Origin of the sequence: Streptomyces sp. NBC_00287, from assembly GCF_036173105.1 — a bacterium.
GTDB lineage: Bacteria > Actinomycetota > Actinomycetes > Streptomycetales > Streptomycetaceae > Streptomyces.
Window position 1 is genome coordinate 3,274,636 of record NZ_CP108053.1, and the last position, 25,005, is coordinate 3,299,640.

The 25,005-nt window shown below is 70.2% G+C and carries 20 protein-coding genes; 5 read left to right on the plus strand and 15 right to left on the minus strand.

The window, feature by feature from the left end; translation table 11 throughout:
• Positions 1-48: 48 nt before the first annotated feature.
• A complete protein-coding gene (gene dnaJ, locus OHT76_RS14920; protein ID WP_328871311.1) occupies positions 49-1,185 on the minus strand; it encodes a molecular chaperone DnaJ in 1,137 nt (378 codons plus the stop codon).
• Positions 1,186-2,202, minus strand: a complete 1,017-nt coding sequence (gene hrcA, locus OHT76_RS14925; RefSeq protein WP_328871312.1) for a heat-inducible transcriptional repressor HrcA — start codon at positions 2,200-2,202, stop codon at positions 1,186-1,188.
• A gap of 161 nt (positions 2,203-2,363) precedes the next feature.
• Here hrcA and OHT76_RS14930 point away from each other — a divergent pair, with 161 nt between their 5' ends.
• Positions 2,364-3,092 (plus strand): MBL fold metallo-hydrolase, encoded by a 729-nt coding sequence (locus OHT76_RS14930; protein WP_328871313.1) that lies wholly within the window; start codon positions 2,364-2,366, stop codon positions 3,090-3,092.
• A gap of 31 nt (positions 3,093-3,123) precedes the next feature.
• Positions 3,124-3,939 (plus strand): DUF3097 domain-containing protein, encoded by an 816-nt coding sequence (locus OHT76_RS14935; protein WP_328871314.1) that lies wholly within the window; start codon positions 3,124-3,126, stop codon positions 3,937-3,939.
• Here the strand turns inward: OHT76_RS14935 and OHT76_RS14940 are convergent.
• The 3 genes from OHT76_RS14940 to OHT76_RS14950 form a co-directional block, all read right to left on the minus strand.
• A complete protein-coding gene (locus OHT76_RS14940; protein ID WP_328871315.1) occupies positions 3,917-4,495 on the minus strand; it encodes a Uma2 family endonuclease in 579 nt (192 codons plus the stop codon). The two genes, OHT76_RS14935 and OHT76_RS14940, sit on opposite strands and share 23 nt — an antisense overlap.
• 98 nt (positions 4,496-4,593) lie before the next feature.
• Positions 4,594-5,826, minus strand: a complete 1,233-nt coding sequence (gene hemW / locus OHT76_RS14945; protein WP_328871316.1) for a radical SAM family heme chaperone HemW — start codon at positions 5,824-5,826, stop codon at positions 4,594-4,596.
• 57 nt (positions 5,827-5,883) lie between these two features.
• Positions 5,884-7,743, minus strand: a complete 1,860-nt coding sequence (locus OHT76_RS14950) for a SpoIIE family protein phosphatase (RefSeq protein ID WP_328871317.1) — start codon at positions 7,741-7,743, stop codon at positions 5,884-5,886.
• Positions 7,744-7,922: 179 nt separating this feature from the next.
• Between OHT76_RS14950 and OHT76_RS14955 the strand changes: the two genes are divergently transcribed.
• Positions 7,923-11,897: a HAMP domain-containing protein gene (locus tag OHT76_RS14955; protein WP_328871318.1), complete on the plus strand. Its 3,975-nt coding sequence runs from the start codon at positions 7,923-7,925 to the stop codon at positions 11,895-11,897.
• Positions 11,894-12,367, plus strand: a complete 474-nt coding sequence (locus OHT76_RS14960) for a response regulator (protein WP_328871319.1) — start codon at positions 11,894-11,896, stop codon at positions 12,365-12,367. Before OHT76_RS14955 ends, OHT76_RS14960 begins: the two co-directional genes overlap by 4 nt.
• Here OHT76_RS14960 and OHT76_RS14965 read toward each other — a convergent pair whose 3' ends face one another.
• Positions 12,368-14,242 carry an AMP-dependent synthetase/ligase gene (locus OHT76_RS14965; RefSeq protein ID WP_328871320.1) on the minus strand — a complete coding sequence of 625 codons (1,875 nt, stop codon included), beginning with the start codon at positions 14,240-14,242 and terminating at the stop codon, positions 12,368-12,370. It lies immediately after the preceding gene.
• Positions 14,243-14,493: 251 nt separating this feature from the next.
• A complete protein-coding gene (gene lepA / locus OHT76_RS14970) occupies positions 14,494-16,362 on the minus strand; it encodes a translation elongation factor 4 (protein WP_328871321.1) in 1,869 nt (622 codons plus the stop codon).
• A 252-nt stretch (positions 16,363-16,614) separates the two neighbouring features.
• On the opposite strand from lepA, the gene rpsT reads away from it, so the two are divergent.
• Positions 16,615-16,881, plus strand: coding sequence for a 30S ribosomal protein S20 (rpsT, locus tag OHT76_RS14975; RefSeq protein WP_093909403.1), 267 nt, complete (start codon positions 16,615-16,617; stop codon positions 16,879-16,881).
• Positions 16,882-17,088: 207 nt separating this feature from the next.
• Here the strand turns inward: rpsT and OHT76_RS14980 are convergent, their stop codons facing one another.
• From OHT76_RS14980 to OHT76_RS15015, 8 genes are all read right to left on the minus strand, one after another.
• A complete protein-coding gene (locus OHT76_RS14980; protein WP_328871322.1) occupies positions 17,089-17,484 on the minus strand; it encodes a nuclear transport factor 2 family protein in 396 nt (131 codons plus the stop codon).
• Positions 17,485-17,551: 67 nt separating this feature from the next.
• Positions 17,552-18,538 (minus strand): DNA polymerase III subunit delta, encoded by a 987-nt coding sequence (gene holA, locus OHT76_RS14985; protein ID WP_328871323.1) that lies wholly within the window; start codon positions 18,536-18,538, stop codon positions 17,552-17,554.
• Between the two features lie 97 nt (positions 18,539-18,635).
• A complete protein-coding gene (locus OHT76_RS14990; RefSeq protein WP_328871324.1) occupies positions 18,636-18,881 on the minus strand; it encodes a hypothetical protein in 246 nt (81 codons plus the stop codon).
• Between the two features lie 37 nt (positions 18,882-18,918).
• Positions 18,919-19,746: an arylamine N-acetyltransferase family protein gene (locus OHT76_RS14995; RefSeq protein ID WP_328871325.1), complete on the minus strand. Its 828-nt coding sequence runs from the start codon at positions 19,744-19,746 to the stop codon at positions 18,919-18,921.
• A gap of 4 nt (positions 19,747-19,750) precedes the next feature.
• On the minus strand, positions 19,751-22,222 hold the full coding sequence (locus OHT76_RS15000) for a ComEC/Rec2 family competence protein (protein ID WP_328871326.1): 2,472 nt from the start codon (positions 22,220-22,222) through the stop codon (positions 19,751-19,753).
• Positions 22,219-23,190, minus strand: coding sequence for a ComEA family DNA-binding protein (locus OHT76_RS15005; protein WP_328871327.1), 972 nt, complete (start codon positions 23,188-23,190; stop codon positions 22,219-22,221). Before OHT76_RS15005 ends, OHT76_RS15000 begins: the two co-directional genes overlap by 4 nt.
• A 131-nt stretch (positions 23,191-23,321) precedes the next feature.
• The gene (locus tag OHT76_RS15010; protein ID WP_328871328.1) at positions 23,322-24,167 is read right to left on the minus strand and encodes a DegV family protein; all 846 of its coding nucleotides are present in this window, start codon (positions 24,165-24,167) and stop codon (positions 23,322-23,324) included.
• A gap of 72 nt (positions 24,168-24,239) precedes the next feature.
• Positions 24,240-24,977 carry a hypothetical protein gene (locus OHT76_RS15015; RefSeq protein WP_328871329.1) on the minus strand — a complete coding sequence of 246 codons (738 nt, stop codon included), beginning with the start codon at positions 24,975-24,977 and terminating at the stop codon, positions 24,240-24,242.
• Positions 24,978-25,005 lie beyond the last annotated feature (28 nt).

The window sequence follows — 25,005 nt, forward strand, 5'->3', positions numbered from 1 at the left end:
ACGGGTAGGGGCGGCGGGGGCGAGACCAGAAGCCTCGGCCCCCCACGGTCAGCGCCCGTTGAAAGCATCCTTCAACCGCGAGAACAACCCCTGCTGCCCCGGCTGGAACTGCCCCTGAGGCCGCTCCTCGCCCCTCAGCTTCGCCAGCTCGCGCAGCAACCGCTCCTGCTCGGGGTCGAGCTTGGACGGGGTCTGGACCTCGACGTGGACGATCAGGTCGCCCCGGCCGCCGCCGCGCAGATGCGTGACGCCCCGGCCGTGCAGCGGGATCGACTGGCCGGACTGGGTGCCCGGGCGGATGTCGACCTCCTCCAGCCCGTCGAGGGTCTCCAGCGGCACCTTCGTGCCGAGGGACGCCGCCGTCATCGGGATCGTCACCGTGCAGTGCAGATCGTCCCCGCGCCGCTGGAACATCGCATGCGGCAGCTCATGGATCTCGACGTAGAGGTCACCGGCGGGACCGCCACCGGGCCCGACCTCGCCCTCACCGGCGAGCTGGATCCGCGTGCCGTTGTCGACACCGGCCGGGATCTTGACCGTCAGGGTGCGACGCGACCGTACGCGACCGTCGCCCGCGCACTCCGGACACGGCGTCGGAACCACCGTGCCGAAGCCCTGGCACTGCGGACACGGCCGCGAGGTCATGACCTGGCCCAGGAAGGACCGCGTCACCTGCGACACCTCACCGCGCCCGCGGCACATGTCACACGTCTGCGCGGAGGTCCCCGGCGCGGCGCCCTCACCATTACAGGTGTTGCAGACGATCGCCGTGTCGACCTGGATGTCCTTCGTGGTGCCGAAGGCCGCCTCGTCGAGCTCGATCTCCAGACGGATCATGGCGTCCTGGCCACGGCGGGTACGCGAGCGCGGACCGCGCTGCGACGCCGTACCGAAGAACGCGTCCATGATGTCCGAGAAGTTCCCGAAGCCACCGGCCCCGAAGCCGCCCGCGCCCGCGCCGCCCGCCTGGGACAGCGGGTCGCCGCCGAGGTCGTAGACCTGCTTCTTCTGCGGGTCCGAGAGCACCTCGTAAGCGGCGTTGATCTCCTTGAACCGCTCCTGGGTCTTCGGATCCGGATTGACGTCCGGGTGCAGCTCGCGAGCGAGCCGCCGGAAGGCCTTCTTGATCTCTTCCTGCGACGCGTCGCGACGCACGCCGAGAACGGCGTAGTAGTCCGTGGCCACTTACGACTCCGCCAGGATCTGTCCGACGTACCGTGCCACTGCGCGTACCGCTCCCATCGTTCCCGGGTAATCCATGCGGGTCGGTCCGACCACGCCGAGCTTGGCGACTGCCTCGCCGCCCGAACCGTAGCCGACCGACACCACGGACGTGGAGTTGAGTCCCTCATAGGCGTTCTCATGACCGATGCGTACGGTCATGCCCGAATCCCCGGCCTCGCCAAGGAGCTTGAGAAGCACGACCTGCTCCTCAAGGGCCTCCAGAACGGGCCGGATCGTGAGGGGAAAGTCATGTCCGAAGCGGGTGAGATTGGCGGTGCCGCCGATCATCAGCCGCTCCTCGTTCTCCTCGACCAGCGTCTCCAGCAGCGTGGAGAGAACGGCCGAGACCGTGCCGCGGTCCTCGTGGTCGAAGGCCTCGGGGAGGTCCTCGACGAGCGTCGGCACATCGGTGAAGCGCCGGCCCGCGATCCGGCTGTTCAGCCGGGCCCGCAGATCGGCCAGGGACGTCTCGCCGAACGGCGCCGGGCAGTCGACCATCCGCTGCTCGACCCGCCCGGTGTCCGTGATCAGCACGAGCATCACGCGCGCGGGAGCGAGCGAGAGCAGCTCGACATGGCGCACGGTGGACCGGGTGAGCGACGGATACTGCACGACGGCGACCTGCCGCGTGAGCTGGGCGAGCAGCCGCACCGTCCGCGCGACGACGTCGTCGAGATCGACGGCGCCCTCGAGGAAGTTCTGGATGGCACGCCGCTCGGGCGCGGTCATCGGCTTGACGCCGGCCAGCTTGTCGACGAAGAGCCGGTAACCCTTGTCCGTCGGGATACGCCCGGCGCTGGTGTGCGGCTGAGCGATGAAGCCCTCGTCCTCCAGCGCCGCCATGTCATTGCGGACGGTCGCCGGGGAGACGCCGAGGTTGTGCCGCTCGGTCAGGGCCTTCGACCCCACCGGCTCCTCGGTGCCGACATAGTCCTGGACGATGGCGCGCAGCACCTGAAGCCTGCGTTCGCTCAGCATCCGCGCTCACCTCCAGAAGTCGTCCCCCAGTCCCCCGGGGCGCCTCGCCTGGCACTCTGTCCGTCCGAGTGCCAGCGTTCCCGGCCCCAGTGTACGGCGGTGGGGTACTCCCCGGGCAAGGTCGGTCCTGCTGTGACGGGTTGTAGAGCTAGCGTCGCGGTATGACGGTGACTTGGGAAGAGCTCGGGTGGGAGCGGGTCGCGGCCGGGGTGGGCCGGTGCCGGCTGCCGGGCTGGGACTGTACGGCCGGCCTGGTCCTCGGAGAGGGTACGGCGCTGGTGGTCGACGCCGGGTCGAGCCTGGCCGAGGGGGCGCGGCTGCGGATGCGGGCGGAGGCGCTCGCCGGTCACCGTGTGACCCATCTCGCGCTGACGCATCCGCACTTCGACCATGTCCTCGGGGCTGCGGCGTTCGCGGGGGCGGAGGTCTACGGCGCGGTGGGCATCGACTCGGTGTACGGGCCGCACGGCCGGGCGGAGCTGCGCGCGGACGCGGTACGCAACGGTCTGGACGCGCGCGTGGCCGACGAGGCGGTGGACACCCTGGTGCCGCCCCGCCACCACGTCTCCGGCGAGTGGACCCTCGACCTCGGCCCCCGCCGCCAGGTCCTCCTGGCCAACGTCGGCCCCGGCCACACGGCCCATGACCTGGTGGTCCTGGTCCCCGGCACGCCCGAGGTCGTCTTCTGCGGCGACCTGGTCGAGGAGTCCGGCGAGCCCCAGGCGGGCCCGGACGCCGTACCGTCCCAGTGGCCGGCGGCCCTGGACCGCCTTCTCGCACTGGGCGGCGAGGACGCGCTGTACGTGCCCGGTCACGGAGCGGTGGTGGACGCGGCGTTCGTACGGCGGCAGCGAGACGCCCTGGCGGCCCGTTTCGGCGTGTCGCTCTGACAGCCGTACGGCTTCTCCTATCGTCATCCGAATGCGCCAGTACTCTCCGGACCTGACCCCGCCCTGGAAGAAGCCCAAGCCGGTCCCCGAGGTCGAGGCGGAGCCCGGCCTGGTGGTGGAGGAGCCCGGCACCGGCTTCTGCGGCGCGGTGATCCGCTGCGAGGCGGGAACGGTGACGCTGGAGGACCGCTTCGGCAAGCACCGGGTGTTCCCACTGGAGCCGAGGGGCTTCCTGCTGGAGGGCAGGGTGGTGACGCTGGTGAGACCGTCGTCATCGACTCCGGTACGTCCCACCCGTACCGCGTCCGGTTCAGTCGCCGTCCCCGGCGCCCGCGCGCGCGTCGCCCGCGCCGGGCGCATCTACGTCGAGGGCCGCCACGACGCGGAACTGGTGGAGAAGGTCTGGGGCGACGACCTGCGCATCGAGGGTGTGGTGGTGGAGTACCTGGAGGGCGTGGACGACCTGCCGAGGATCGTCGAGGAATTCGCACCGGGCCCGGACGCGAGGCTGGGAGTCCTGGTGGACCACCTGCTCCCCGGCACGAAGGAGTGGCGGATCGCGGAGTCGGTCACCAGCGAACACGCCTTGGTCGTCGGCCACCCGTACATCGACATCTGGGAGGCCGTGAAGCCGTCGTCCCTGGGCATCGCGGGCTGGCCTCGGGTGCCGCACGGGCAGGACTGGAAAACGGGGGTGTGCCGGGCGCTGGGGTGGCCGTCGGAGAACACGGGGGCGGTGTGGCAGGCGATTCTGGGGCGCGTGGGGTCTTACAAGGACCTGGAGCCGGAGCTGCTGGGAAGGGTGGAGGAACTGATCGACTTCGTCACGGATAGCGGTGGGGCCTGACGTCGGGGAATGTGCCGAACTCGCTCGTGCCCAGTTCGACCCCCAGAACCTCCACCGACACCGGATCACCGAACTTGGTGATCTGCTGCGTCAGATAGTTGGCGTCCTCACCCTCACCCTCAGGCCTCGTCAGCAGGACACACTGCGCCATGATCGGATCGAGAATGAGATACACAGGCACCTTGCCCGCCGCGTAGATCGACCTCTTGACCACGTAGTCCTGATGAACACTGGACTTGGAGACGACCTCGACGACCATGCTGACCAGCTGGGACGGCAGTAGATGCCCCGAGGCGGGCAGCATGTCCGGCGCCGCGACGACCAGATCCGGGATGGGCACGCTCTCCTCGCCGACGATGTCGACGTCCTGTGTCTGGATGGGATACCAGCGGTCCAGGGGAATTTGCGCCTGTGTGTGCAACACGATCAGGTTGTGCACCAGATCTGGGCTGGCCATCATCACGATTACCCCCCTGAGGAGCTCAGCCTTGACGCCCTCGGGAGGCTCGAACTTGTCGAGGTAATTGGCCATTCCACGCTCGTCCACAGCGGTCATCTCCATGGCCTCCCATCCGCCGCGTCCTTATGGCGGCAGCCTACGAACCAGGTTAGAGACCGAACCTGAGTTCCGGGGCGATTCACTCGCCCGAGTGATCAATCCACCAGGTCCCGCACCACCGCATCCGCCAGTAGCCGTCCCCGCAACGTCAGCACGGCCCGACCCTCCTCGTACGGCCCCTTGTGCAGCAACTCATCCGCCAGCGCCCGGCGTGCGGCCTTGAGCCCCTCCGGCCTCAGCAACCCCAGCGGCACCCCCTCCCGAAGCCGCAGCTCCAGCAGGATCCGCTCCACCCGCCGGTCCTCCTCCGACAGCAGCTCGCGCCCCGCCCCCGGCGACCGCCCTGCCGCCAGCGCCCCCGCATACGCTCCCGGATGCTTCACGTTCCACCAGCGCACCCCGCCTACATGCGAGTGCGCCCCAGGACCGGCCCCCCACCAGTCCGCGCCCCGCCAGTACAGCTCGTTGTGCAGGCACCGGCCCGCTTCCGAGGTCGCCCAGTTCGAGACCTCGTACCAGTCGAAGCCCGCCGAGGACAGCACGGATTCCGCCATCAGATAGCGGTCGGCGTGGACGTCGTCGTCGGTCATCGGGACCTCGCCCCGGCGGATCCGTCGGGCGAGCTGCGTGCCCTCCTCGACGATCAGCGCGTACGCCGAGACATGGTCAGGACCGGCGCCGATCGCCGATTCCAGCGACGCCCGCCAGTCGTCGTCCGACTCCCCGGGCGTGCCGTAGATCAGGTCCAGGTTCACATGGTCGAAGCCCGCCGCATGTGCCTCCGCCACACATGCCTCGGGGCGGCCGGGCGTATGCGTCCGGTCCAGCACCTTCAGCACATGCTGCTTCGCGCTCTGCATGCCGAAGGAGATCCGGTTGAAGCCGCCCTCCCTCAGCCGGGAGAGGTACGCCGGGTCCACCGACTCCGGGTTCGCCTCCGTCGTGATCTCGGCGTCGGACGCGAGCCCGAACTCGTCCCGGATCGCCCCCAGCATCCGTACGAGATCATCCGCCGCCAGCAGCGTCGGCGTACCGCCGCCCACGAAGACCGTCCGCACCGCGCGCGGGTCGTCGCCCAGTACCTTCCGCGCCAGGCGGATCTCGTCGATCAGGGTGTCCGCGTAGTTGTCGCGGGAGGCAAGCACGCCACCCGTGCCGCGCAGCTCGGTCGCGGTGTAGGTGTTGAAGTCGCAGTACCCGCAGCGGGTCGCGCAGTACGGGACGTGCAGGTAGAAGCCGAGCGGGCGGTCGGCCGCGCCGGTGAGCGCGGTGGCGGGCAGCGTGCCGTCGTCGGGGACCGGCTCGCCGTCGGGGAGTGCGGAAGGCATGCCTTCCATTGTCCAGCACACCGAACCCTTGCTCGGCACCCCGAGCATCCCGACCCTTTACTCGGCCTGGAGCACCAGCAGCGCCAGATCGTCCTCCGGCGGCCGCCCCCCGAAGTCGTGCACGAGCCGCCGGATCCGCTCCGCGATCGACTGCGCGCTGAGCCCCGCGCACCCGGCGAGCGCGGTCGCGAGCCCGTCCCCGTCGTCGAACTGGCGTGAGCCGCAGCGCCGCTCCGTCACTCCGTCCGTCACGCACAGCAGGCTGTCCCCGGGCCGCAGCTCCAGGGTCTCGCTGGTGTACGTGGCGTCCTCGATGACCCCGAGCAGAGTCTGCGGCTGCGCTGCCGTACGGACGTCCCCGTCGGGGCCCAACAGCAGCGGCAACGGGTGTCCGGCGGAGGCGAGGGTGCACAGGACGCCGCCGTCGAAGGGAGCCAGCTCGCCGTACAACAGGGAGAGGAAGCGGGTCTGGGGGCCCTCTCCCGGGGGCGCCGGGCCGACCAGGGCGCGGGCATTGGCGTCCGCCGCCTCCGTGGCGTCGTCGAGGAGGAGCTGGTTGAGGCGGTCGAGGACGTCGGCCACTCGGTAGCCCTCCCGGGCCAGCAGCCGTAGCCAGGGGCGGGCCAGGCCGATCACCACCGCCGCCTCCGGGCCCTTGCCCTGGACGTCACCGACGGCGAAGCACCAGCGGCCGTCGGCGGCCGGGAACACGTCGTAGAAGTCGCCGCTCGGCCCGCCCTGGTCGCAGGGCTCGTAGACGAGGGCGCTGCGCACCCCCGGGATCTCGGCGACGGCGCCGGGCAGCAGTCCGCGCTGGAGGACCGCGCTGATGGTGGCCTGACGGGCGTACTGCCGGGCCGCGCCGATGGCGAGCGCCACCCGGCGGCCCAGGTCCTCCACGAGCCCGGTGACCTCGTCGGGGAAGCCCGCGGGACCGGCCCGCCCGATGACGAGCGTGCCCAGCGGTCGGCCGCCCGCGATCAGCCGGTACGCCAATGCCGTGCCCTCCGGCTCCAGCGCCTCCCCGGGCCAGGGGTGCGGCACGGGCCCGGAGAGCAGGTCGTCCGGCGGGCGGGGCGGCTCCTTCTCCAGCGCCACGCGCAGGTCCTCGATGCGGTTCTCGCTGCCGTGCCAGACCCGGGCAAGACGGGGCCCGGCGCCCGCGGTGCCGTGCGGCGCCCAGCCGCGCCCGGTGAGCTCGTCCTCGAGCCACACCGCGCACCAGTCGGCGAGCCGGGGCACGAGCAGCTGCCCGGTGAGCGCGGCGACCAGGTCCTCGTCGAGCTGCCCGGCGAGCAGATCGGAGGCCTCGGCGAGGAACGACAGGGCGCCCCGGCCCAACCAGTCCCGGTCGCGCTCGGGCCGCCGCGGTCCCGGGCCCGGTATCGAGAAGGGGCGCGGAGTCCCGGCCTCCTCCTGGTGCTCCTCGGCGGCAAGACGTGCCCACACCGTCTTCACGCCGGTGCGGTAGGTCACGCCCCAGGACTCCGCGAGCCGTCCGACCAGGCTCAGTCCGCGCCCGTACTCCGGTGTGCCGTCCGCCGGTTCGGGGGTGCCGTCGCGCGGGGCGCGCGAGGGATGGCGGTCGGAGACCTCGACGACGATCGCGCCGGTCTCCTCCTCCATCCGGCACACCAGCTCTATGTCGGTGCCCGCGTGCACTACGGCGTTGGTGACCAGTTCGCTGACGACCAGCGCGGTGTCGTCGGCGAGGCGCGCGGTGCGGTGCTCGGTGCCGGGCAGGCCGAGTTCGGCCCACTCGGTGAGGCCGGCGTGCACGAGTGCGCGGGCGGAGCCCGGCGCGAGGGGGCTTCCGGGCAGGGTCGCGCAGGTCCACGCGCGCGGGCGCACGCTCTCGTGCGCAGGCACATCAGAGGCACGGGAAACGGTCTCCCGTTGCGCCGGAATGGCCCTCATGGACAGCTCCCCGAGCGGTTCGGACGAATAGCCTCGGTCGACGCGGACAGAGTGACAGACTGGCCACGCCCATAAGCACCGAGTTACCGAAGTGGGCCGCCATGAGTGAGAACAGTGGTACACGCGTGCTCGAAGACGGTCAGATTCGGGCATCGGATCTGCGTCCTCTGCTCGCCGCGATGGCAGCTGCCCGGGACGGCGACTTCCGCGAGGTGTCCGATCCGGGCACAGGTGTGGTGGCCGAACTCGTCGCGGCCTACAACCAGATCATGAACCGCAGTCTGCACTTCAACTCCGAGGTGCAGCGGGTCAGGAGAGAGCTCGTACGGCACGGCCGGCTGGACGAGCGGCTGGCGGCGAGCCCGGGCCAGGGCGCGTGGACGGCCCGGGTCAATGACGTGAACCAGCTGCTCGACGCCATCGTGGCCCCGGCGGCCAACGCGACGCGGGTCCTGGACGCGGTGGCGGGCGGCGATCTGACCCAGCGGGTCGATCTGCACGACGGCTCCCGGCAGTTACGCGGCGATCTGCGGCGTCTTGGCCGGGCCGTGAACAAGATGGTCGACCAGCTCTCCCTGTTCACCGGCGAGGTGACCCGGGTGGCCCGCGAGGTCGGCACCGAGGGACGGCTCGGCGGCCGGGCCAAGGTACAGGGTCTGTCGGGAAGTTGGCGAGATGTCACCGAGGCCGTCAACACCATGGCGTCCCGGCTGACGGCACAGGTGCGGGACATCGCCCTGGTGACGACGGCGGTGGCACGCGGCGACCTGACCCGTACGGTCACCGTCGAGGCGACCGGCGAGCTGCTCGAACTCAAGCTGACCGTCAACACGATGGTCGACCAGCTCTCCGCCTTCGCCGACGAAGTGACGCGCGTCGCCCGCGAAGTCGGCACCGAGGGCCAGTTGGGCGGCCGGGCCCAGGTGCGGGGCGTCTCCGGGGTCTGGAAGGACCTCACGGACAACGTCAACTTCATGGCCTCGAACCTGACTTCGCAGGTCCGCAATATCGCCCAGGTGACGACCGCCGTCGCCAATGGAGATCTGAGTCAGAAGATCACCGTCGACGCCCAGGGTGAGATCCTGGAGCTGAAGTCGACGATCAACACGATGGTCGACCAGCTCTCCGCCTTCGCCGACGAAGTCACCCGCGTCGCCCGCGAGGTCGGCACCGAAGGAAACCTCGGCGGCCGGGCCCAGGTGCGAGGTGTGTCGGGCGTCTGGAAGGACCTCACCGACAACGTCAACTTCATGGCCGACAACCTCACCTCACAGGTGCGGAACATCGCCCTCGTCTCCACCGCCGTGGCCCAGGGCGACCTCGGCAAGAAGATCACCGTGGAAGCGAAGGGCGAGATCCTGGAGCTGAAGTCCACCATCAACACGATGGTCGACCAGCTTTCCGCCTTCGCCGACGAAGTGACGCGCGTCGCCCGCGAGGTCGGCACCGAAGGAAACCTCGGTGGTCAGGCTCAGGTACGAGGCGTGAGCGGCGTCTGGAAAGACCTCACCGACAACGTCAACTTCATGGCCCTGAACCTGACTTCGCAGGTCCGCAACATCGCCCAGGTGACTACGGCGGTGGCCAACGGCGACCTCTCCAAGAAGATCACCGTCGACGCCCGCGGCGAGATCCTCGAACTCAAGGACACCGTCAACACGATGGTGGAGCAACTGCGCGCCTTCGCCGACGAGGTGACCAGGGTCGCCCGCGAGGTCGGCACCGACGGCCGGCTGGGCGGACGGGCCCAGGTGCTCGGGGTCTCCGGCGTCTGGCGGGATCTGACGGACAACGTCAACTACATGGCCGACAACCTCACTTCACAGGTCCGCAATATCGCCCAGGTCGCCACCGCCGTCGCCCAGGGCGATCTGTCGAAGAAGATCGACGTGGACGCGCGCGGCGAGATCCTGGAGCTCAAGACCACCATCAACACCATGGTCGACACGCTCTCCTCCTTCTCCTCCGAGGTCACCCGCGTGGCCCGCGAGGTCGGCTCCGAGGGCCAACTCGGCGGCCAGGCACGGGTCGAGGGCGTGTACGGCACCTGGAAGCGTCTGACGACCAATGTGAACGAGCTCGCCCTGAACCTCACCACCCAGGTCCGCGCCATCGCCGAGGTGGCCTCGGCCGTGGCACAGGGCGACATGTCCCGTTCGATCACCGTGGAGACACAGGGCGAGGTGGCCGAGCTCAAGGACAACATCAACCTGATGGTGGCCAACCTGCGCGAGACGACCCGCGCCAAGGACTGGCTGGAATCCAACCTCGCCCGGCTCGCCGCCCTGATGCAGGGCCACCGGGACCTGATGGAGGTCGCCGACCTCATCCTGCGTGAGCTGACCCCGCTGGTGAACGCCCAGTACGGCGCGTTCTACCTGGCCGACCCGGACGAGGACAGCGCGCTGCGCACCACCGAGCCCGCGAAGGGCCTGGCGTTCATCGCCGGCTACGGCGCCGCCCAGGGCGCGACCGTGGAGACCGGCGGACTGCCCGTGCACGGCCTGGTCCGGCAGGCGGCCCGGGAGAAGAAGCGCATCCTCGTCGAGGGGGCCCCGGTCGACTACATCAAGATCAACAGCGGCCTCGGGGAAGCGGCCCCCACCACCATCGTCATCATCCCGATCCTTTTCGAGGACAAGCTCCTCGGGGTGATCGAGCTGGCGTCCTTCTCCCGCTTCTCCGATGTCCACCTGGCCTTCTTCGACCAGTTCGTGAACACCATCGGCGTCGCCATCAACACCATCATCGCCAACTCCCGCACCGAGTCCCTGCTCGGCGAGTCCCAGCGCCTGGCCATGCAGCTCCAGGAGCGCTCGGACGAACTCCAGAAACAGCAGGCGGAGTTGCAGCGCTCCAACGCCGAACTGGAGGAGAAGGCCGCCCTGCTGGCCACTTCCTCGCAGTACAAGTCGGAGTTCCTGGCGAACATGTCGCACGAGCTGCGCACCCCGCTGAACTCCCTGCTGATCCTCGCCCGTCTCCTCTCGGACAACCCGGACGGCCATCTCTCCGACCAGGAGGTCCAGTTCGCGACGACGATCCACAGGTCGGGCTCGGACCTGCTCCAACTGATCAACGACATCCTCGACCTGTCGAAGATCGAGGCGGGCCGGATGGACGTACGCCCCAAGCGCCTGCCGCTGATCAAGCTCCTGGACTACGTCCACGCCACGTTCCGCCCGCTCACCCACGACCGGGGGCTCGCCTTCGAGGTGTCGGTCGGCGAGGACGTCCCGCGCGAGATGTACTCGGACGAGCAGCGCCTCCAGCAGATCCTGCGCAATCTGCTCTCCAACGCCATCAAGTTCACCGCGTCGGGCCGGGTCGAGCTACGGGTCGGCCGGGTCACGGAGCCCGAACTCGTGGGCGTCCGGGAGAGCGGCGAGGTGATCGCCTTCGAGGTGTCCGACACCGGCATCGGTATCGCGCCGGAGAAACTCCCGGTGATCTTCGAGGCGTTCCAGCAGGCCGACGGCACCACCAACCGCAAGTACGGCGGCACCGGGCTCGGTCTGTCCATCAGCCGGGAGATCGCGGGCCTGCTGGGCGGCCGTATCGTCGCCGAGAGCGAGCCGGGCAAGGGCTCCACCTTCACCCTGTACGTCCCTGTCGTCAGCCCCGGCCACCCGGTGACCGACGACCGGAGCGCCGTACTCGTGCCGGAGCAGGTGTCCACCGTGCCGGAGGCCGACGACGCCTGGCCCGCGCCGACCAGGCTGGAGGAGTGGCAGTCGGGGCGGGCGGGGCAGATCCTGTCCGGGCGGCGGGTGTTGATCGTGGACGACGACATCCGCAATGTGTTCGCGCTGACGCATGTGCTCGGCCGGGTCGGGATGCCGGTGCTCTACGCGGAGAACGGCCGTGAGGGCATCGAGACGCTGGAGCGCAACCCGGACGTCGAACTCATCCTGATGGACATCATGATGCCGGAGATGGACGGCTACGAGACCATCGCCGCCATCCGCCGCACCCGTCGCTGGGTGGGCCTGCCCATCATCGCGCTGACCGCCAAGGCGATGCCCGGGGACCGGGAGAAGTCCATCGCGCGCGGCGCCAACGACTACGTACCGAAACCGGTGGACGTCGACCGACTGCTCACCGTCGTGTGCGGTCTGCTGGACCCGGAGGGAGCCGACGAGACCACGCCATGAACGCCGACCACATGCACGACGAGCGTGCCGGCATCCTCCTGGTCGACGACATGGAGGACAACCTGATCGCGCTGGAGGCGGTCCTGGGTTCCCTCAACGAGCCCCTGGTACGCGCCCGTTCCGGCGAGGAGGCCATGAAGGCCCTGCTGCGCCGCCGCTTCGCCCTGGTCCTGCTGGACGTCCGTATGCCGGGCATGGACGGCTTCGAAACGGCGGCGAACATCAAACGCCTGGACCAGACGAAGGACGTCCCGATCATCTTCCTGACCGGAGCGGAGGACGACGCGGGCTACACGTTCCGCGGCTATGCGACAGGCGCCGCGGACTACCTGACCAAGCCCTTCGACCCATGGATCCTCAGGGCAAAGGTCAGGGTGTTCCTGGACCTGCACCAGAAGCAACTCCAACTGGAGGCGCTCCGGGCGGAGGTCCAGGAACTCCGAGAGCAGATGAACAAGAACGAGCCGTGACTACGCCTCGCGCGTACCGGCGTACATCTCGTCGAGCAGATGCTGGTACTCCCGCTCCACCACCGGCCGCTTCAGCTTCAGGCTCGGCGTGATCTCACCGTGCTCCACATCGAGATCCCGGGGCAGCAGCCGGAACTTCTTGATGGTCTGCCACCGCTGAAGCCCCTCGTTGAGCTGCTTCACATAGCCCTCGACCATGGCAATGGTCTCCGGCGCGGCCACGATCTCCGCGTACGACTTGCCCTCCATGCCGTTCTCCTTGGCCCAGCCGAGGAGAGCGACCTCGTCCAGCGCGATGAGCGCCGTACAGAAGTTCTTGTCGGCACCGTGCACCAGGATGTTGGAGACGTAGGGGCAGACCGACTTGAAGGAGCCCTCGATCTCGGTCGGCGCGATGTACTTGCCGCCGGAGGTCTTGAACAGGTCCTTCTTGCGGTCGGTGATCCGCAGATAGCCGTCGGGCGACAGCTCGCCGATGTCGCCGGTGTGGAACCAGCCGTCCGCCTCCAGCACCTCGGCGGTCTTCTCGGGCAGCCCGTGGTAGCCCTCCATGATCCCGGGCCCGCGCAGCAGGATCTCGCCGTCGTCGGCGATCCGGACCTCGCAGCCGGGCAGCGGCTTGCCGACCGTGCCGGTGCGGTACGCCTCGCCCGGGTTGACGAAGGAGGCGGCGGAGGACTCGGTCAGGCCGTAGCCCTCGAGGATGTGGATGCCGGCGCCGGCGAAGAAGTAGCCGATCTCCGGGGCCAGCGCGACCGAGCCGGAGACACAGGCCCGCAGCCGTCCGCCGAAGGCCTCCCGCAGCTTGGAGTAGACGAGCGCGTCGGCGACCTTGTGCTTCGCGCCGAGCCCGAAGGGGACCGACGCGGTGCCGGTGCGCCGGAAGTTGTCCTGGCTGACCTTGGCGTACTCGCGGGCCACCTCGGCCGCCCACTGGAAGATCTTGTACTTGGCGCCGCCGCCCGCGCGGGCCTTGGCGACGACCCCGTTGTAGACCTTCTCGAAGATGCGCGGCACGGCCGCCATGTACGTCGGCTGCACGACCGGCAGATTCTCGATGATCTTGTCGACGCGGCCGTCGACCGCGGTGACATGGCCGACCTCGATCTGGCCGGAGGTGAGCACCTTGCCGAAGACGTGCGCGAGCGGCAGCCACAGGTACTGCACATCGTCCTGGCCGACGAGCCCCGTCGCGGCGATGGCCTTGGCCATGTACGACCAGTTGTCGTGCGGGAGGCGCACGCCCTTGGGGCGCCCGGTGGTGCCGGAGGTGTAGATGAGGGTGGCGAGCTGATCCTTGGTGATCGCGCCGACCCGCTCCTTGATCAGTTCGGGGTCCTTCTCGAGCCGGGCGGCGCCGCGCTTCTCCAGCTCGTCCAGGGTGAGGATCCAGTCGGCGGTCTCGACGCCGGCCGGGTCGATCACCACGACATGGGTGAGGTCGGGCAGCTCGGCGCGCTTCTCGACCGCCTTGGCGAGCTGGGCCGCGTCCTCGGCGATCAGCACCCGGCTGTCGGAGTCGGACAGGATGAACGCCGACTCCTCGGCGTTGGTCTGCGGATAGACCGTGGTCGTGGCGGCGCCGGCGCACATGATGCCGAGGTCGGCGAGGATCCACTCGATCCGGGTCGAGGAGGCGAGCGCGACCCGCTGCTCGGGCTGCACTCCCAGTTCGATGAGGCCTGCGGCGATCGCGTAGACCCGCTCGGCGGCCTGGGCCCAGTTCAGCGACTTCCAGTCGTCCGGGCCCTCCCCGGCCGCATTCGGCACGGGATAGCGGTACGCCTCGGCGTCCGGCGTGGCCGCCACGCGCTCCAGGAAGAGGGCCGCCACGCTCGGCGGACGGTTCTCGATCAAAGTCTGTGTGTCGCTCACGACATCCTCCGGGGCCCGCGACGATGCGGCTGGCTCAGGGTGCGGCTGGTTCCACTCGCGCGCCGTTGTTTAACTCGCGAGTAACTATCGAGCAGGGATCAGAGTAAAGCGCGACCGGCCAGGGCGTAAGAGTCTGCGCCCTGTCACTTCGTACAGAGACCTACCCCTTAACTGCGCAGGAGCCCGCCGCACTTTCGTACGACGGACCCCTGAGTGCCCGTTTTGCCGGGGTGAGCTGATGTAACCGGCGGTTACTTCTTGCCCTTGCCCGACCCCGCGCTGTCATCACTGCTCAGTACGGCGATGAAGGCCTCCTGCGGAACTTCCACGGAACCCACCATCTTCATCCGCTTCTTGCCCTCCTTCTGCTTCTCCAGCAGCTTCCGCTTACGGGAGATGTCACCGCCGTAGCACTTGGCGAGGACGTCCTTGCGGATGGCGCGGATGGTCTCGCGGGCGATGACCCGGGAGCCGATGGCGGCCTGGATGGGCACCTCGAAGGCCTGCCGCGGGATGAGCTCACGCAGCTTGGCGACGAGCCGCACGCCGTACGCGTACGCCGCGTCCTTGTGGGTGATCGCCGAGAAGGCGTCCACCTTGTCGCCGTGCAGCAGGATGTCGACCTTGACCAGGCTGGAGGTCTGCTCACCGGTGGGCTCGTAGTCGAGCGAGGCGTACCCACGCGTCTTCGACTTCAGCTGGTCGAAGAAGTCGAAGACGATCTCCGCGAGCGGCAGGGTGTAGCGGATCTCGACGCGGTCCTCGGAGAGGTAGTCCATGCCGAGGAGGGTGCCGCGCCGGGTCTGGCACAGCTCCATGATCGAGCCGATGAACTCGGTCGGGGCGAGGATCGTGGCGCGTACGACGGGCTCGTACACCTCGTTGATCTTGCCCTCGGGGAACTCGCTCGGGTTGGTGACGATGTGCTCGGTGCCGTCCTCCATCACCACCCGGTAGACCACGTTCGGCGCGGTGGCGATGAGATCGAGCCCGAATTCGCGCTCGAGCCGCTCCCGGATCACGTCGAGGTGGAGCAGGCCGAGGAAGCCGACGCGGAAACCGAAGCCGAGGGCGGCGGAGGTCTCCGGCTCGTAGACCAGGGCGGCGTCGTTGAGCTGGAGCTTGTCGAGGGCCTCGCGCAGCTCGGGGTAGTCGGAGCCGTCCAGCGGATACAAACCGGAGAAGACCATCGGCTTCGGGTCCTTGTAGCCGCCGAGGGCCTCGGTGGCGCCCTTGCTCTGGCTGGTGACGGTGTCACCGACCTTGGACTGGCGGACGTCCTTCACACCGGTGATCAGATAGCCCACCTCGCCGACGCCGAGTCCGTCGGCGCCGAGCATCTCCGGCGAGTTGGTGCCGATCTCCAGCAGCTCGTGGGTGGCGCCGGTCGACATCATCTTGATGCGCTCGCGCTTGCTGAGCTGGCCGTCGATGACACGGACGTAGGTCACGACACCGCGGTAGGAGTCGTAGACCGAGTCGAAGATCATCGCGCGGGCGGGGGCGTCCTTGACACCGACCGGCGCCGGGACCTCGCGGACAACCCGGTCGAGCAGCGCGTCGACGCCGACACCGGTCTTGGCGGAGACCTTGAGCACGTCCTCGGGGTCGCAGCCGATGAGGTTGGCGAGCTCCTCGGAGAACTTCTCCGGCTGGGCGGCCGGCAGGTCGATCTTGTTCAGTACGGGGATGATCTTGAGGTCGTTCTCCATCGCCAGGTAGAGGTTGGCGAGGGTCTGGGCCTCGATGCCCTGGGCGGCGTCGACGAGGAGGACGGTGCCCTCGCAGGCGGCGAGCGACCGCGAGACCTCGTAGGTGAAGTCGACGTGCCCAGGGGTGTCGATCATGTTGAGGATGTGCGTGTTGCCCGGGTCCGTGGTGGGCGCCCAGGGCAGACGCACGGCCTGGGACTTGATGGTGATACCGCGCTCGCGCTCGATGTCCATGCGGTCGAGGTACTGAGCGCGCATCTGCCGTTGCTCGACCACACCGGTCAGCTGGAGCATCCGGTCGGCGAGCGTGGACTTGCCGTGGTCGATGTGCGCGATGATGCAGAAATTGCGGATCAGAGCCGGGTCGGTTCGGCTCGGTTCGGGCACATGGCTAGGGATCGCGGGCACGCAGGGTCCTGATTCTTGAGGTGTCCGCAGCCGTCTGCGGTCTCGGGTCGGAACGATCGGGTCTATACGTAGGCTCCATGGTCCCACGGGTGGCGACCGGAGACCGGTTTGGGCCGGATGCTGGGCCGCTGGTAGTCTGGGTGGCTGTGTCTCATGCCCTCTCAGCGCGAGGCACACCCCAAGAAAATCACCCGGTGCGGATTCCGTGCGGCTCGCGTGCGGCCCCGTGCCAGAACCTGTAGAGGCTCATTCGTGGCGAACATCAAGTCCCAGATCAAGCGGATCAAGACCAACGAGAAGGCTCGGCTGCGCAACAAGGCCGTCAAGTCCTCCCTGAAGACCGCGATCCGCAAGGCCCGTGAGGCCGCTGCCGCGGGTGACACCGAGAAGGCCACCGAGTACCAGCGCGCTGCCGCGCGTCAGCTCGACAAGGCCGTCGCGAAGGGCGTCATCCACAAGAACCAGGCCGCCAACAAGAAGTCGGCGCTTGCTTCGAAGGTCGCTTCCCTCAAGGGCTGATCCTTATCTCTTGATCTGACCGGATCCTTCAGGGTCCGAATCGCCGGAAGGACCCAGAGCGGGCCCTCTCTCATCCGCTCCCGACCGGCACCCCGAGCTTGCACGCGACTGCGTTCGCCACGCGGGTGCGAGCTCACCGTCTTGAACCGAAGGCCCCGGCGCCCGTCCTCCCCAGGACCGGCACCGGGGCCTTCGGCATGCCGGGCTTCACGCCCAGAATTCGTTGGCCTTGTCCATGTTCTCGATGCATTCGTCGAGGTCGGTGACCTTGTCTCCGACGATACGGAAGACGATGGCGCCGTTCTCGTCGAGGTGCTTGCCGCCCCGGTCGGCGCTGAAACGGTGGACGGCGACGGCGTGGCCGCGGCCGTCGACGAGGATGTTGCGCAGCTCGACCCGCATGGTGCCGCCGGTCTCCGCGGCGAGCCGGCCGTACATCTCGATGACGGCGTCCTGGCCCTTGTAATCACCGGACAGCTGGTGACTGCCGGGCACGTGGTGTGTGCAGTCCGAGGAGAGCAGCCCGCGCAGGGTGTCCATGTCCCCTTGTATGAAGGCCTCGTATCCCTTGCGGACGAGCTGTGCGTGCGGGTGTTCAGCCATGTCGACCGCCACCTTTCCTAGTCCGGCGCTGGACGGCTGACACGCACAATCTTCCTCCCTGGCGTGGCTATCGTCCTCTGGAACGGGCCGCCCGCGCGATGGTGACGACCGCCTTCTCCAGGGCGTACTCGGGGTCGTCACCGCCGCCCTTGACCCCGGCGTCGGCCTCGGCGACGGCCCGCAGCGCTACGGCGACTCCGTCGGGCGTCCAGCCGCGCATCTGCTGCCGTACCCGGTCGATCTTCCAGGGCGGCATGCCCAGCTCACGGGCGAGATCGGCGGGCCGCCCGCCGCGCGCGGAGGAGAGCTTGCCGATGGCGCGGACGCCCTGGGCGAGAGCGCTGGTGATCAGGACGGGTGCCACACCGGTGGCCAGGGACCACCGCAGCGCCTCCAGCGCCTCGGCGGCCCGTCCCTCCACGGCCCGGTCGGCGACGGTGAAGCTGGAGGCCTCGGCCCGCCCGGTGTAGTACCGCCCGACGACGGCCTCGTCGATGGTGCCCTCGACATCGGCGACCAGCTGCGACACGGCGGACGCCAGCTCTCGCAGATCACTCCCGATGGAGTCGACGAGCGCCTGACAGGCCTCGGGGGTGGCGGACCGCCCGGTGGCCCGGAACTCCTGCCGCACGAAGGCCAGCCGGTCCGCGGGCTTGGTCATCTTGGGACAGGTGACCTCCCGGGCGCCCGCCTTCCGGGCGGCATCGAGCAGCCCCTTGCCCTTGACCCCGCCGGCGTGCAGCAGCACCAGCGTGATCTCTTCGGCCGGCGCCCCGAGGTAGGCCTTCACATCCTTGATGGTGTCGGCGGACAGATCCTGAGCGTTCCGCACGACAACGACCTTGCGCTCGGCAAAGAGCGAAGGACTGGTCAACTCGGCAAGAGTCCCCGGCTGCAACTGCTCGGGACTGAGATCCCGGACATCGGTATCGGCATCAGCAGCTCTGGCGGCCCGCACAACCTCCTGCACAGCCCGATCAAGCAACAGCTCTTCCTGCCCCACGGCTAGCGTCACGGGGGCAAGCACATCGTCGGTAGCAGCTTTCCTGGCCATCGGGTCAAGGATGGCACGGGGGACTGACAACGGGGGACGCGCTGCGGGCAGCACCCCGCCGGCGCAGGCGAGCGAAACCCGCTACCCCGACGGACGGCTACGGCTCCTCCCGCCACCCCTCCCACTCCCCCGCAAACGCATCCAGCTCCGCAGGATCAAGCACCGCACCCTCATCCCGCAGCACCACCAGCCACTGCGCGTCCTCCGCGTCGTCCTCCCCGGCCAACGCGTCCCGCACCATCCGAGGCTCCTCAGCCACCCCGAACCGCTCCCGGAGCGCCTCCACGACCTCCTCGGCCGCATCACGGTCAGGCAGCACCAGCACATGTCTCACATCACTCACGCAGCCATTCTCCCGCCGCGCACATCCCCACCACCCCTCACCCCTTCCGCACTGCCGGCACCCGCTCCAGCTCGATCCCGAACCGCTCCCGATACGCCGTCAGCACCTCCTCGTCCGTCCTCAGATACCGCTCCTCCCGCGCCCCGTCCGCCCCCGTCGTCTTGAAGGTCCGCCCGCTGAGCGTGATCCGCCCCCCGTCCTCCGTCACCCGCGAACAGACCAGCGACTGAGTGAAATGCGAGCCCGGCGAGGTGCTGTGCCACCAGGCCCCGGCGACGAAGTCACCGAGCACCCGGGGCCGCGTCTCCAGCCGGTACTCCGGCCTGCCGTTCATCACGACGTCCAGATCCGCCGCCTCCGGCACCCGGTACCCGCCCCGCACCCCCGCCGTATCCGGCCCCGCCTCCACGATCCGGAACACACCCGCGGGATCCTCCTGCTCACCCCGCGCCTCCAACGCCAGCGGAAAGTGACTGTGCGCCCCGAACCCGACGTCGGCCAGCCACTCACCCCCGTCCACGGTCCGCACCCGCAGCGCGAGATGGTCGTACGGGATCCCCAGCCGCCCGTCACCGTCGTACACCCGTGCCGCCAGCAGCGTCACCTCGTACCCCAGCGCCGCGAGCAACACCCCGAACGCGCCGTTCAGTTCGTAGCAGAACCCTCCCCTCCGCGCGCCCACCAGCTTGTCCAGCAGCCGCTTCTCCTCCAGCACGATCTCCTCGCCGAGGTGGATCGACAGGTTCTCGAACGGCACCGTCTGCAGATGGCGCACATGAAGCTCGCGCAGGACGTCCACGGTGGGCCATGCCGGGTGTGCCACCCCGAGCCGGTTCAGATAGGCATCAACCTCTGCGGAATTCATGCCCTCAGTCTCCCGCCACTCGCAGCTCCCGGCCCTCGCCCACGACGGCCAACGCCCCGTCCTCGTCCGTCCGCAGCACCGCCGCCCCCTGCGCCCGCAGCGCCGCGACCGTACCGGGAGCCGGATGGCCATACGGGTTGCCCTCACCGCAGGAGATCAGCGCCAGCCGCGGGGCCGCCCTGCGTATCAGCTCCGGATCCTGGTAGGCCGAACCATGGTGGGCGACCTTCAGCACATCCACCCCGCCCAGCAGCCCACCCGCCGGCGACCTCAGCAGGGCCCGCTGGGCCGGAGGTTCGAGATCCCCGAGCAGCAGAATCCGCAACCCCGCCACCTCCGCGAGCATCGTGACGCTGGCGTCGTTCGGCCCTTCCGGTTCCGCCAGCGGCCTCGGCGGCGGCCACAGCACCTCCCAGGACAGCTCCCCGGTGCGCCGCCGCTCCCCGGCCATGGCGCGCGTCACCGGAACCCCCCGCGTCGCGGCCTGTCTCCGTACGAACTCCACCTGCTCCACCGGCTCCTCGTGACCGGTCGTCTCGATCGTCCCCACGGCCCGGCCGCGCAGCACCCCGGGCAGGCCCGCCACATGGTCGGCGTGGAAGTGGGTCAGCACGACCAGCGGGATCCGGGTGATGCCCAGCGTGCGCAGACAGTGGTCGACGAGCTCCGGGTCGGGTCCGGCGTCCACGACCACCCCGGTGCCCTCACCGGCCGCGAGCACCGCCGCGTCCCCCTGTCCCACATCGCACATGACCAGCCGCCAGCCCGGCGGTGGCCAGCCGCTGATCACCCTCACCAGCGGCGGCGGCTGCACCACGGCCAGCACCAGCAGCACCGCACCGGCCCCGCACCACCAGGGGTGCCGCCACAAGCGTCGGCCGACCAGCAGCGCGGCCACGGTGACAAGGAGCAGCAGCCCCGCCCCGGCCCAGCTGCCCGGCCAGTCGATCCCCGCACCGGGCAGCGCCGCCCCGGTCCTGGCGATGTCCGCGATCCACCCGGCGGGCCAACTCGCGCACCACGCCAGCAGTTTGGCCACGGGCATCGCCACCGGGGCCGTCGCCAGCGCCGCGAAGCCGAGCACGGTGGCCGGCGCGAGCGCGAACTCCGCCAGCAGATTGCACGGCACCGCCACCAGGCTCACCCGCGCCGACAGCACCACCACGACCGGCGCGCACACCACCTGAGCGGCCGCCGCTGCCGCCACCGCCTCCGCCCACCGCGGACCGAGCCCGCGCCGCCGCAACGCGGCACTCCAGCGCGGTGCCAGCATCAGCAGCGCCCCGGTGGCCAGGACCGAGAGCAGGAAGCCGTAACTGCGGGCCAGCCATGGGGCGAAGAGCACCAGGAGCAGGACGGCCGTGGCCAGCGCGGGCACCAGGGAACGGCGGCGCCCGGTCGCCAGGGCGAGCAGGACCACGGCCCCGCAGGCCGCGGCCCGCAGCACACTCGGGTCCGGTCGGCACACGACCACGAAGGCGAGCGTGAGCGCCCCTCCGCACAGCGCGGTCGTCCGCAGGGACAGCCCGAGCCGGGGCGCGAGACCACGGCGTTCGACGAGCTGAGCCGTGCCCGGCGGCCCGATGAGCAGCACCAGGATGATCGTGAGGTTGCTCCCGGAGACCGCCAGCGTGTGCGCGAGATCGGTCTCCTTGAAGGCCTCGTCCAGCTCCGGTGTGATCCGCGAGGTGTCACCGACGACCAGGCCCGGCAACAGCGCCCGCGCGTCCGCCGGCAGTCCGTCGGTCGCCTCCCGCAACCCTGCCCGCAGCCGCCCGGCGAGCCGCTGCGCCGCCGACGCCGGCTCCACAACCCGTGGCGCCGCCTCGCCCCGCACCCGCAGCACGGCCGCGATCCGGTCCCCGCCCGTCAGCGGGGGCGCCAGTCTCGCGCCGCTCACCCGCAGCCGGGTGGACGGCAGCAGCCCGAGCCAGGGCGACCCTCCGGACGCCTCCACGACCATCAGCACCGGCGTCCGCGTCACCGCCACCGCCCCGCCCTCGGCCTCCACCCTTCGCACCTCGGCGTTGATCAGCACGGCGGTCGGGGTCGTCCGGTCCCCTCTGACCCGGGGGCGGGTCAGCCGGGGGTCCGAGGTGAGCTCCACCTCCGCGGTCACGGTGGCGTACTGCCGCGCCAGCTCCGGCACCGGACCGCGCCGCAGGTCGGCGCCGTGCAGCCCGGCCGAGGCGGCGCCCGCGGCCACACAGAGCAGAACGGCGGCGACCGGCACCCGCGGCCGGGCGAGCCGCCGGACCCACAGGAGCGCGACCCCCAGACCCAGGGCCACCGCCACGACCGCGACGCCCCATCCGGCCGGTGCGTTCAGTGTCAACGCCGCCGTCGCCCAGGCCGCCAGCGCCGGCGGTACGAGTCGAAGATCCGTCGGTCCTTCCTGCCGCGGGTGGGACGCACCGAGCCGTTTTCCGGAGGCCGCGTGCACCTCGGGGCGCACGGAGCCGGGGGCGCCCGTCATGGCCGTACGAGATTTCGCAGGTCGGCGAAGCGGCGCTCGCCGATGCCATTGACCTCGCGCAGCTCCTCCACGGAGCGGAAACCGCCGGTGCGGGTGCGGTGGTCGATGATGTGCTGCGCCAGGACCGGTCCGACGCCGGGCAGGGTGTCGAGCTGCTCGGCCGTGGCCGTGTTGAGGGAGACCGGGGCGGTGGACGCCGCTCCCGCCGGGCCCGGCACCGGGGCACCGCCTGGCACCGGCGCGGGCGCACCGACGACGACCTGCTCACCGTCGACTAGAAAGCGCGCCCGGTTCAGCCCTGCCGTACTCGTCCCGGGCCGCACCCCGCCGGCCGCACGCAACGCGTCGTCGACCCGGGAACCCTGGGGCAGCCTATGGATCCCCGGTTCCCGCACCTTGCCACTGACGTCCACCACGATCTGGGCACCGGCCAAAGCACCAGCCGACGCCCCGGCCGACGCGCTCGCCGGCCCTACCCCCGGCTCCGCGCTCGCCTCCCCCTCTCCATAAGAGGCCGCCCCCACCACCTCAGGCGCCCGCACATCCTGCGTCCGCCCCGTCCAGAAGTGCTGCACCGCAAACCCCGCCGCGACGACCAGCACCACAGCGAGCGCCACCACACTCCGCCGCTCAAGTCCGCACCGCTCCTGCATCCACAACGGCAGCCGCTCCCGCAGTGCGAGCCCGGCCCGCCCCCGCCAGTCCTCAGCCGCGACGGCAAGGGGCGCACCCGGATCCAGGCCCGCGTCCTCCTCCGGCGGGGGTCCCTTCCCCGACTCCCGTTCCTCCACCGCTCGTTCGCCGAAGAGCACCTCCGCACGTCGGCGGAGCTCCTCGGCCGAGGCATGGCGGTGCCGGGCCCGGCCGCGCGGGTACGGACGGCGGTGACGTGTGCGGACATCGGAGCGGGGTCCGCGACCGGGCCCACTGGCCGCGGCGGCGGTGCGTGTACGTGATCGAAGTGCCATGCCCCGAGGATGGGACACCTCGGAAATCCGCGATGATCTTGCTCAATTCCCGGGGACGACCGCCCGGTTGTGGATAACTCCGCCACCCACATGAGTGAGCACCCAAAGGACACGCCCCGAGTGCGGGACGCTCACCGAGGCGAGACCACAACTCCCAGCAACCCAGGCCCCGTGTGCGCCCCGATCACCGCGCCCACCTCGCTCACATGCAGATCCGCCAGACCCCGCACCCGCGTCCGCAACCGGTCCGCCAGCGCCGACGCCCGGTCGGGGGCGGCGAGATGGTGCACGGCGATGTCGACCTGTGCGCTGCCGGCCCGGTCCGCGGCGATCTCCTCCAGACGGGCGATGGCCTTCGACGCCGTCCGCACCTTCTCCAGGGGTTCGATACGGCCGCCGTTGAGTCGCAGCAGCGGCTTCACCGCGAGCGCCGAGCCGAGCAGTGCCTGGGCCGCTCCGATTCGGCCACCTCGGCGCAGATAGTCGAGGGTGTCGACGTAGAAGTAGGCGGAGGTGCCCGCCGCCCGCTTCTCGGCGGCCGTGACGGCCTCGTCGACCGTGCCGCCCGTCTCCGCGACCTCCGCCGCGGCAAGCGCGCAGAAGCCGAGGGCCATCGCGATCATTCCGGTGTCCACCACCCGCACCGGCACCGGTGCCTCACGCGCGGCGAGCACCGCGGCGTCGTAGGTACCGGACAGCTCGGCGGACAGGTGCAGCGAAACGATTCCGGTCGCGCCGGACTCCGCGACCTCGCGATAGGTCTGCGCGAACTGCTCCGGGCTGGGGCGCGAGGTCGTGACCGGGCGCCGTTTCTGCAGTGCCTGGGCCAGGGAACGGGTCGAGATCTCGGTGCCCTCCTCCAGCGCCTGGTCACCGAGGACCACGGTCAGGGGCACCGCCGTGATGCCGTGGCGCTCCATCGTCCGCGGCGGCAGGTAGGCCGTTGAATCGGTGACGATCGCGACATGGCGGGACATGAACTGGAGGTTACCTGGCGTAGCGCCCGGGCGGCAGCCCGGCCCCGCTCACCCTGGAGGGCTGTGGCCGGATCAAGTGGTGCTCTCGGGGCGGGGCTTCTTCTGCCAGGGGTAGGCCGGACGCGGGTCGGGCGGGGTGATGGCCGGTCTCGTCGGCTCCTCGGCCGTCTGCCGCTGGGGTGTGTCCGGCCAGGTCTGCTGCGCGGCCGGCGCTTCGGCGGCCGGTGCCTCGGGCCACGGCGGCGGCGTGGTGGCGGGCGGCTCCTCGGTCGTCCAGTGCCGCAGGGCACCGGACTCCACGTCGATCTGGGCGCTCAGCGAGTCCAGGTCGTCGTCCGCGAAGCGGCGGGCCCGGTCGCGGGCCGCCCAGCGCAGCGAGTCCGCCGACTTGACGATGCGCTCGGTGCGCTCGCGCAGTCCGGGCAGCCGCTCGGCGAGGGTCCCCCGGTCCGGCTCGCTCTCCAGGCGCCGTAGCTCGCCGTCCAGTTCATGACCGTGGGCGCTGAGCCGCTCGAAGAGGCCGAGGGACTCCTTCAGGGACTCGTCCTCGGCCACGCCCGCGTGCAGCGCGTCCTGGGTGGCGCGCATCGAGGTGCGCAGTTTCAGCCGCAGCTGGGCCAGCTCGCTCGCCGGGCCGATCTGGGCGAAGGACTTGGCGCGCAGGGTGTGGTCCTCGACCGTGCGGCGGGCCTGGGTGAGCGTGCGGTCCACTCCGCGCTTGGCGGCGCCGACCGCCTTCACCGTGGCGTACGCGCCGAGCACCACAAGGAGCACGAAGAGCAGGGCCACGACTGCGATCACTGCTTCCACGACGCTCCTCCTCGGTTCCACGACAGCA

Bases quoted from the DNA above. Each gene is read 5' to 3' on its own strand.
- OHT76_RS14955 (WP_328871318.1), top strand. From the start codon at position 7,923: ATGGCAGCTGCCCGGGACGGCGACTTCCGCGAGGTGTCCGATCCGGGC.
- OHT76_RS15010 (WP_328871328.1), bottom strand. From the start codon at position 24,167: ATGTCCCGCCATGTCGCGATCGTCACCGATTCAACGGCCTACCTGCCG.
- OHT76_RS14930 (WP_328871313.1), top strand. From the start codon at position 2,364: ATGACGGTGACTTGGGAAGAGCTCGGGTGGGAGCGGGTCGCGGCCGGG.
- OHT76_RS14935 (WP_328871314.1), top strand. From the start codon at position 3,124: ATGCGCCAGTACTCTCCGGACCTGACCCCGCCCTGGAAGAAGCCCAAG.
- holA (WP_328871323.1), bottom strand. From the start codon at position 18,538: ATGGCCAGGAAAGCTGCTACCGACGATGTGCTTGCCCCCGTGACGCTA.
- OHT76_RS14950 (WP_328871317.1), bottom strand. From the start codon at position 7,743: ATGAGGGCCATTCCGGCGCAACGGGAGACCGTTTCCCGTGCCTCTGAT.
- OHT76_RS14960 (WP_328871319.1), top strand. From the start codon at position 11,894: ATGAACGCCGACCACATGCACGACGAGCGTGCCGGCATCCTCCTGGTC.
- OHT76_RS14995 (WP_328871325.1), bottom strand. From the start codon at position 19,746: ATGAATTCCGCAGAGGTTGATGCCTATCTGAACCGGCTCGGGGTGGCA.
- OHT76_RS15005 (WP_328871327.1), bottom strand. From the start codon at position 23,190: ATGGCACTTCGATCACGTACACGCACCGCCGCCGCGGCCAGTGGGCCC.
- OHT76_RS14980 (WP_328871322.1), bottom strand. From the start codon at position 17,484: ATGGCTGAACACCCGCACGCACAGCTCGTCCGCAAGGGATACGAGGCC.
- OHT76_RS14940 (WP_328871315.1), bottom strand. From the start codon at position 4,495: ATGACCGCTGTGGACGAGCGTGGAATGGCCAATTACCTCGACAAGTTC.
- hrcA (WP_328871312.1), bottom strand. From the start codon at position 2,202: ATGCTGAGCGAACGCAGGCTTCAGGTGCTGCGCGCCATCGTCCAGGAC.
- hemW (WP_328871316.1), bottom strand. From the start codon at position 5,826: ATGCCTTCCGCACTCCCCGACGGCGAGCCGGTCCCCGACGACGGCACG.
- OHT76_RS15000 (WP_328871326.1), bottom strand. From the start codon at position 22,222: ATGACGGGCGCCCCCGGCTCCGTGCGCCCCGAGGTGCACGCGGCCTCC.